The following is a 6,614-nucleotide window of genomic DNA, read 5'->3' as shown; positions in this document are numbered from 1 at the left end:
CGGTGCTCGTTTTGCCATAACTTTTCCATAAATTGCCAATCGATTCCCTCAGACTGACGCCATTGCTTTAAATACGGGCGCACGAGCATACGTCGTTCAGGTGTTTTTATGCCAAAAAAGACAAAGTGATTTTTTAAGTATGCCGCCTGTTGTTCAGCAATTTCTTTATTTTGATGCTTGGTAAATAATGACACTATCTCTTCGTACATGACAAGCTCCTTCCTAGCAAAAAACGGATAAATGATGGTCACTTATCCGTTCATTTTACTTATTATAAATTTTTGGTCCTTTGCGCATATGCTTGCGATCATTTTTTGGCGTAGCCATTTTGTCGGATCGACCGCCACCTTGTTTCTTTTGGATAAGTTCTTGCATCTTCTCTTTTGCGTTCATTTTTTCACCTTCTCACATTTGACAATCCATGAAAAGAATACCTAATTTTCAATGAAGTTACAAGAAAAAAATCTATAGTTTACAAGAATAGCAAAGTTCTTTGTCATCATCTTTATTGGTAAGCTTTCCATCATTCATCCGCTTGATACTTTAAAAGGGTTGATTTACCACTATGTACCACAAAAAACACCCGTCTATCATCACTTGTTATTCCGTCAGGTCCGTTAATGTTTGGTGGGACGAGATAGAAGGTAAGTGTCGCATTATTAGCTCCTGTATTCGTACCAGGTAGATGCACCTCATAATAGTGATTCACCATTTTAGGTAAATCAGAACTATCAATCGCAAATTTGCCATGTGCGATTATACCATTCCAATAACCGTTCTTTGTTATCGCCGGAAAGACAGTGGTTCGATTCTGATAATAGTCTTCAGAGGTATAGCCACCTAGTGTAAAGTCAGAATCTGCAATGGATTGATTAAAACTATCCGTCGAAAAGGTCCCTTCAAATGGTGTCAAATCTCCTTTTAATACTACATCATACGTTGCATTATCAGCTGGTTTTTGCTTCGTAAAAGTCATTTCATGACTTATAACGCCATTACTCATCTTAATTGTCATATCAGATGCTGACACGTATTGAGGAGTAATTATAAAATTTGAATACCCATCTGCTTTTTCCATCGCCGTTTCCGAAGTAAAGCCCGCTTGTGTTTCTTGTCAATTCGTCGCAAAGCTCGCCTCCGCTTGCGTACACTTCACCTGCGATATCAATTGCCTTCGTTTCAGCCTTATCCACTACTTTTGATTCACTGGTACTCACTACCGTTTCACTTATCGTAACAGAAGACTCTTTAGTTAAGCTTTCAGTGGAAGAGTTCTTCTTTACATTTGATTGACATCCCGCCAAAACAAGTCCACCAATCACCCATACGAATACCATTTGCCTTTTCATTCCCCATTCCTCCAAATAGTTTGTCATTTCTTTCTATTAGCTTAACTGATTTAACAAAAAACCCAATGTAAGTAGACATAATATTTTTATTGGTTTTTTTATACTTGATTTCAAATATAAAAAAGCTCTAGGGACCCTTTAAAAGGATAGCTAGAGCTTTTTTACCTATATTTTATTCGTTTATCAATACGATTTTTCCTACTGCATGGTGCGTTTCACTGAGTTCATGTGCAGCATAAATCCCCGCTTGGTTCAGCGGAAATTCAGCGCCAATCACGCTTTTTAGTTTCTTTTCAGCCATCAGCTTAACTAAGGATGCTAATTCTTCGCCATTTGGTTGCAGCCAGATAGCCTCAGCATGAATCCCTTTTTCTTGAATCCGTGGATCTTCGTCTATCGAAAGAATACTGATTAAACGTCCTTCAGGCTTCAGTACAGTGATGCTTTTTCGTTGTACCTCTCCTGCCATTGTGTCAAGAACCAAATCAATCTCACTTAAAGTAGTCTCAAAATCAATCGTATGATAATCAATCACTTCATCAGCACCTAATTCTTTTAATAGCTGATGATTTTTCGGACTAGCCGTAGTAATTACATAGGCGCCAGCTTCTTTCGCTAATTGAATCGCATATGTTCCCACGCCACCAGCGCCAGCATGAATGAGCACCTTTTGTCCTGCTTGAAGTTTTCCATGGGTAAATAGTGCTTGATAAGCGGTCAATCCAGCTAAAGGTAGTGCACCTGCATCTTTAAATGATACTTCTTCCGGTAATTTTGCTAAAAGATGATCATCAACAATTGTGTGCTCTGCATACGTACCGAACCGAGTCGTATCTGGTCTAGCCGCAACTCGATCACCAACTTTCCAGTCAGAAACCTGTGAACCTACCTCTTCAATGATACCTGCAACGTCCCAGCCTAAAATAATCGGGAATTCCCATGGCATCATTTGTTGCAAATATCCTTCACGTAACTTCCAATCAATTGGATTTACCGAAGTTGCTTTTACTTTAACCAACACTTGATGAGCGGATAACTCAGGTAACGTCACCGTTGCATCTGTCAGTTGTTCTTTCCCGCCGTATTGATTAATTACGACTGCTTTTGTCTTTGTCATCTTGCTTCATCCTTTCGAATAAAATTAGATTGCTTTTACTGATACTTCAATATTTCCACGAGTTGCACGAGAATAAGGGCATGTTTGGTGTGCGATTTCTAATAATTCTTGGCTTTTTTCTAACGTAATTCCTTCAATGTGGCCTTCGATTTCGACACCTAATTGAACATCAGGTAATGCAGTTTGGCTTAAATTGTATAGTGAAACAGTTACTTCAATAGTTGATTCACCATCTACTTGTGCTTGTTTTTTCACATAATCCAAAGCACTGTTAAAACAAGCACTGTATCCAGCTGCAAATAATTGTTCTGGGTTTGTCGCACCTGCTACTCTGCGTCCTGGAGCAGCGATTGGCATTTCAAAAGAATGATCAGGAGAATGAACCTCACCGTTACGTCCGCCTGTATTAATCATTTTTGTTGAAAAAACTTTTTTCATATCTATTCCTACTTTCTGACATTTGTTTGTTTTTATCTTACGAAATACATTGTACACAATTTAATTGTATTTGAGAAATAATTTGTTTCTGTTAAAATAAAAAGAAAGGAGTTGCTTCAAATGAACACAAATGACAATCCATTACAAAATGAATTATGTTTTCAACTTTATGTCGCTTCAAAAGAAATCATTCGCATGTACAAACCTTTCTTAGATGAAGTCGACTTGACCTACACAGGCTTTATTACACTAATGGCTATCGAGGACAATTTATCTGTAAAACAACTTGGTGAGCGATTATTTCTAGATTCGGGCACGCTAAGCCCTTTATTAAAAAAAATGGAAAAACAAGGACTGTTGCGTCGCACACGAGCTAGCACCGACGAACGGCAATTGGTTATTCAACTGACCGATAAAGGAAAATCACTGCAAGAAAAACTTCCTTGTATTTCACATGATGTCTACCAATCAATAACCAAATCAAGTGAATCTGGTGTATATGGCAATCTGATTTCACAATTAATTCAGCTAAACCAAAACTTCCGTGAGGTTTAATCGACAAAAATAAGACTGAATTTGCTAGCGCCGATTGTAAAATTAAGCTAGACAAATAAAAAAGTGAACCATTGGAAGTCCAAGTATCTCAATGATATCCTGGAACAGGATCACCGACAGATGAAAGGTAAATTTCCCCATGCGAAGAAATTGAAAATCTATTTAAGGCAGCATAAGCGAAATTTACTCAAAATTAAAGGGTTCTTTTTATTTTTCAAACTTTACAACACAATCAAGTTAAGGATAGATGTCGGTGCGAGGACTTATTTCTTGCTTACATGAATTTTATTTTTTATTAATTGTCAAATTAAGTTAGACAAGTCCTCTTTGCATATCCCTAGCTATTTTCGATAGCTATTACCAAATTTTAATACCAAACAACTCTTTCATGCCCGATAAAATCAAGGTAGGTAAGGCTGGAACAAACAGTACCAGTAAATAGATTGACAACGTCAATGGTGCTGTGCCCATTACTATATTAAAGAATGGGATAATCGTCACCAGATAAGAAGAAATACCTGCAAATAGAACAGCTGCAATTAAATATTTGTTTTCAAATGGGTTTCTTCTAAATAATGTTTTCGTGCTTCGCGCATCAAAAACATGCCATAATTGGCCATAAACCAGTGTTAAGAAAGCTACGGTTTGGGCTTGATTACTTGATAACCCTTGGTGAGCCGCCCATAAGAATGCAACATAAACCAATACTCCCATAAAAATTCCGCGAATCAAGACACGAGACCAAGTATAATTTGCTAGAACCGATTCGTTTGGATCTCTCGGCTGTTCCTCCATAATATCAGACTCAGCGACATCATATCCTAGTGAAAAAGAAGGCACTGCATCGCTTACCATATTGACCCATAAAATCATCAAAGCAGTTAATGTTGGTGTCGCACCATGAACGTTGCCGATTGATTGTGTAAAGAAGATTAAACCAATCAATAATGAAAGAACTTCTGCTACATTGGTTGTTAATTCATGACGCATAAAATTTTTAATATTGGCATAAATGGTTCGACCACTTTTAACAGATTGTTCAATTGTTGTGAATTTATCGTCCATCAGAATTAAGTCGGCTGAATCTTTCGTCACTTCGGTTCCAGCAATCCCCATAGCGATACCAATATCTGCAGCACGTAATGCAGGTGCATCATTGACACCATCACCGGTCATTGCGACAATTTGTCCGTGCTTTTGTAATTGTTTAACAATGCGTTGTTTATGTTCAGGTGACACACGAGCATAGATATTCGTATGGTTCACATAACTATATAATTCTTCATCAGACATCTTCTCGATTTCAATACCTTTAATCACTATCGCATCTACTGTATCAACAATACCTAATTCTAAGGCAATTGCTTTGGCCGTTTTTTCATGGTCCCCTGTAATCATAACAACTTCGACATTCGCTTTTTTCAATGTACTTACAGATTCTTTGACTTCTTCACGAGCAGGATCAATAATCCCGGCAACGCCGGTAATAATTAACTGTTTTTCTAACTCTTCGACAGATCCATTCATTGCTTCTTGTTCCGTAATTTCTCTATAACCAACAGCTAATGTACGTAAGGCTGCTTCTGCATACTCTTCGACGGTATCTACGAATGATTGTTTTGCTTCCTCTGAAGAATCAACTTTATGATTGATTAAAATGCCTGTACTTTTATTAACCAATACATCTGGCGCGCCTTTGGTATATACTAGATAACGCTCGTCTTCTTTAACAATGACACTCATCATTTTACGACTACTCGTAAAGGGCAATGTACGGACAATTTCTTTTTCTTGTTCTAGTTTTTCTTTCTTTACACCTGCTTTTAAACCTAAAACTGTTAATGCGACTTCTGTTGGATTCCCAAACGGTTTATATTCACCATCTGTTTCTTTGACAGTCGCTTCATTACATAAAACAGCTCCTTCTAAAAAGGCTAGTGTATCAGACAACTTGGCACTTGCTTCTGGTGAATGAATGTCACCTATTGGCGCATATCCTAGTCCAGACACCGCGTAATAATGGCCGTTGCTATAATACTTAACCACCGTCATTTCGTTTTTCGTTAAGGTACCGGTTTTATCCGAACAAATATAAGAGGTTGCTCCTAAAGTTTCTACACTGGAAAGAGATTTAATAAGACCTCTATTTTGTGCCATTTTAGAAGCACCAATTGTCAATACAATCGACAATACTGCAGGCAACGCATCAGGAATAGAAGCTACTGCTAGAGCAATGGATGTCGAAAGCACAGAACCAATCGATGTAAAACTGATTTCCCCTGCCTGAATCATACCAATCACAAAAGTAAATAGAATGACACCAGCTGAAATCAGCATTAAAGTCTTTGTCAATTTATTAACCGTATTCTGTAAAGGAGATGGTTTATCTTCTACAGCTTGAATTAATTGTGCAATATTTCCTAATTCAGTGTCTAAACCTGTAGCAACGACTAAACCAATTCCTTGCCCATTTGAAACAGTAGAGCCTGAAAAGCCCATATTTTTTCTATCACCAATTTCAACAACTTCATCAATTGCTTCAGTATTTTTATGAATTGCATCTGATTCGCCAGTTAAATGTGCTTCCATCACTTGCAATTCATTCGTTTGAATCCAACGTACATCTGCTTCAACGAAATCGCCTACCTCTGCTTTGATTAAATCCCCCACCACAACATCTGTAGCAGTAATTTTTTCCCAGCTCCCATTTCTTAAGACCGTTGTTTGACGATTGTTCATCTCTTTTAAGGCATTTAAACTCTTACGCGCACTAATTTCTTGCCAGAAACCTAAACAAGCATTGATGACAATTAAAATAAAAATAGCGGCTGCTTCATACAAAGATTCTATTCCATGCTGCACATCTCCTTTTACCTGAATGGAATAAAAAGAACTCAGTAAAGATAATACAATAGCTCCCATCAATACGATGACAATGGGTTCTTTAAAATTCTTCAAGAAGACTTTCCAGTAGGAATTTTCTTTTTCATCAGGCAGCTTATTCACTCCGTATTGCTCTCTGAGAATACGAACCCGTTCATTTGTTAATCCGTTCGTTGAATCAACCTCAAATCGCTTGATTAATTTTTCTTTTTTTTCTTGATAAAAATGCATAAATAACTTCCTTTCTTTTTTTCTAAACAACGCAAAAAGAG

8 protein-coding genes and 1 pseudogene are annotated in these 6,614 nt (G+C 37.4%); 2 read left to right on the top strand and 7 right to left on the bottom strand.

The genetic code is table 11. The features are described 5' to 3' along the window. From NE257_RS03505 to NE257_RS03485, 6 genes are all read right to left on the bottom strand, one after another. Positions 1–209, bottom strand: a 209-nt coding sequence (locus tag NE257_RS03505) for a DNA alkylation repair protein (RefSeq protein ID WP_251885779.1), incomplete at its 3' end; no start/stop codon positions are given. A 55-nt stretch (positions 210–264) separates the two neighbouring features. After that, entirely contained in the window at positions 265–393 is a 129-nt protein-coding gene (locus tag NE257_RS11595; protein WP_007208477.1) for a hypothetical protein, read from the bottom strand. Between the two features lie 130 nt (positions 394–523). Next, positions 524–1,078, bottom strand: a complete 555-nt coding sequence (locus NE257_RS03500; protein WP_251885778.1) for a hypothetical protein — start codon at positions 1,076–1,078, stop codon at positions 524–526. Continuing rightward, positions 1,017–1,349, bottom strand: coding sequence for a hypothetical protein (locus NE257_RS03495; RefSeq protein ID WP_251885777.1), 333 nt, complete (start codon positions 1,347–1,349; stop codon positions 1,017–1,019). Before NE257_RS03495 ends, NE257_RS03500 begins: the two co-directional genes overlap by 62 nt. A 172-nt stretch (positions 1,350–1,521) precedes the next feature. Beyond that, the gene (locus NE257_RS03490) at positions 1,522–2,466 is read right to left on the bottom strand and encodes an NADP-dependent oxidoreductase (protein WP_251870212.1); all 945 of its coding nucleotides are present in this window, start codon (positions 2,464–2,466) and stop codon (positions 1,522–1,524) included. 24 nt (positions 2,467–2,490) lie between these two features. Next, positions 2,491–2,904 carry an Ohr family peroxiredoxin gene (locus NE257_RS03485; protein WP_040366739.1) on the bottom strand — a complete coding sequence of 138 codons (414 nt, stop codon included), beginning with the start codon at positions 2,902–2,904 and terminating at the stop codon, positions 2,491–2,493. 120 nt (positions 2,905–3,024) lie between these two features. Here NE257_RS03485 and NE257_RS03480 point away from each other — a divergent pair, with 120 nt between their 5' ends. Beyond that, a complete protein-coding gene (locus NE257_RS03480) occupies positions 3,025–3,459 on the top strand; it encodes a MarR family winged helix-turn-helix transcriptional regulator (protein ID WP_251851434.1) in 435 nt (144 codons plus the stop codon). A gap of 57 nt (positions 3,460–3,516) precedes the next feature. Further along, positions 3,517–3,615, top strand: a pseudogene (locus NE257_RS11740) (DDE-type integrase/transposase/recombinase); the annotation flags it as partial. A 201-nt stretch (positions 3,616–3,816) separates the two neighbouring features. On the opposite strand, the gene NE257_RS03470 reads toward NE257_RS11740, so the two are convergent. Further along, entirely contained in the window at positions 3,817–6,573 is a 2,757-nt protein-coding gene (locus NE257_RS03470; protein WP_251885776.1) for a cation-translocating P-type ATPase, read from the bottom strand. Positions 6,574–6,614 lie beyond the last annotated feature (41 nt).

This window comes from Enterococcus italicus, from assembly GCF_023743875.1.
Lineage (GTDB): Bacteria > Bacillota > Bacilli > Lactobacillales > Enterococcaceae > Enterococcus_G > Enterococcus_G italicus.
Note: the sequence above shows the minus strand (reverse complement) of the source record. Positions and strands in the feature narration are given on the sequence as shown.

Bases quoted from the DNA above. Each gene is read 5' to 3' on its own strand.
- NE257_RS03485 (WP_040366739.1), bottom strand. From the start codon at position 2,904: ATGAAAAAAGTTTTTTCAACAAAAATGATTAATACAGGCGGACGTAAC.
- NE257_RS03500 (WP_251885778.1), bottom strand. From the start codon at position 1,078: ATGGAAAAAGCAGATGGGTATTCAAATTTTATAATTACTCCTCAATAC.
- NE257_RS03490 (WP_251870212.1), bottom strand. From the start codon at position 2,466: ATGACAAAGACAAAAGCAGTCGTAATTAATCAATACGGCGGGAAAGAA.
- NE257_RS11595 (WP_007208477.1), bottom strand. From the start codon at position 393: ATGAACGCAAAAGAGAAGATGCAAGAACTTATCCAAAAGAAACAAGGT.
- NE257_RS03495 (WP_251885777.1), bottom strand. From the start codon at position 1,349: ATGAAAAGGCAAATGGTATTCGTATGGGTGATTGGTGGACTTGTTTTG.
- NE257_RS03480 (WP_251851434.1), top strand. From the start codon at position 3,025: ATGAACACAAATGACAATCCATTACAAAATGAATTATGTTTTCAACTT.
- NE257_RS03470 (WP_251885776.1), bottom strand. From the start codon at position 6,573: ATGCATTTTTATCAAGAAAAAAAAGAAAAATTAATCAAGCGATTTGAG.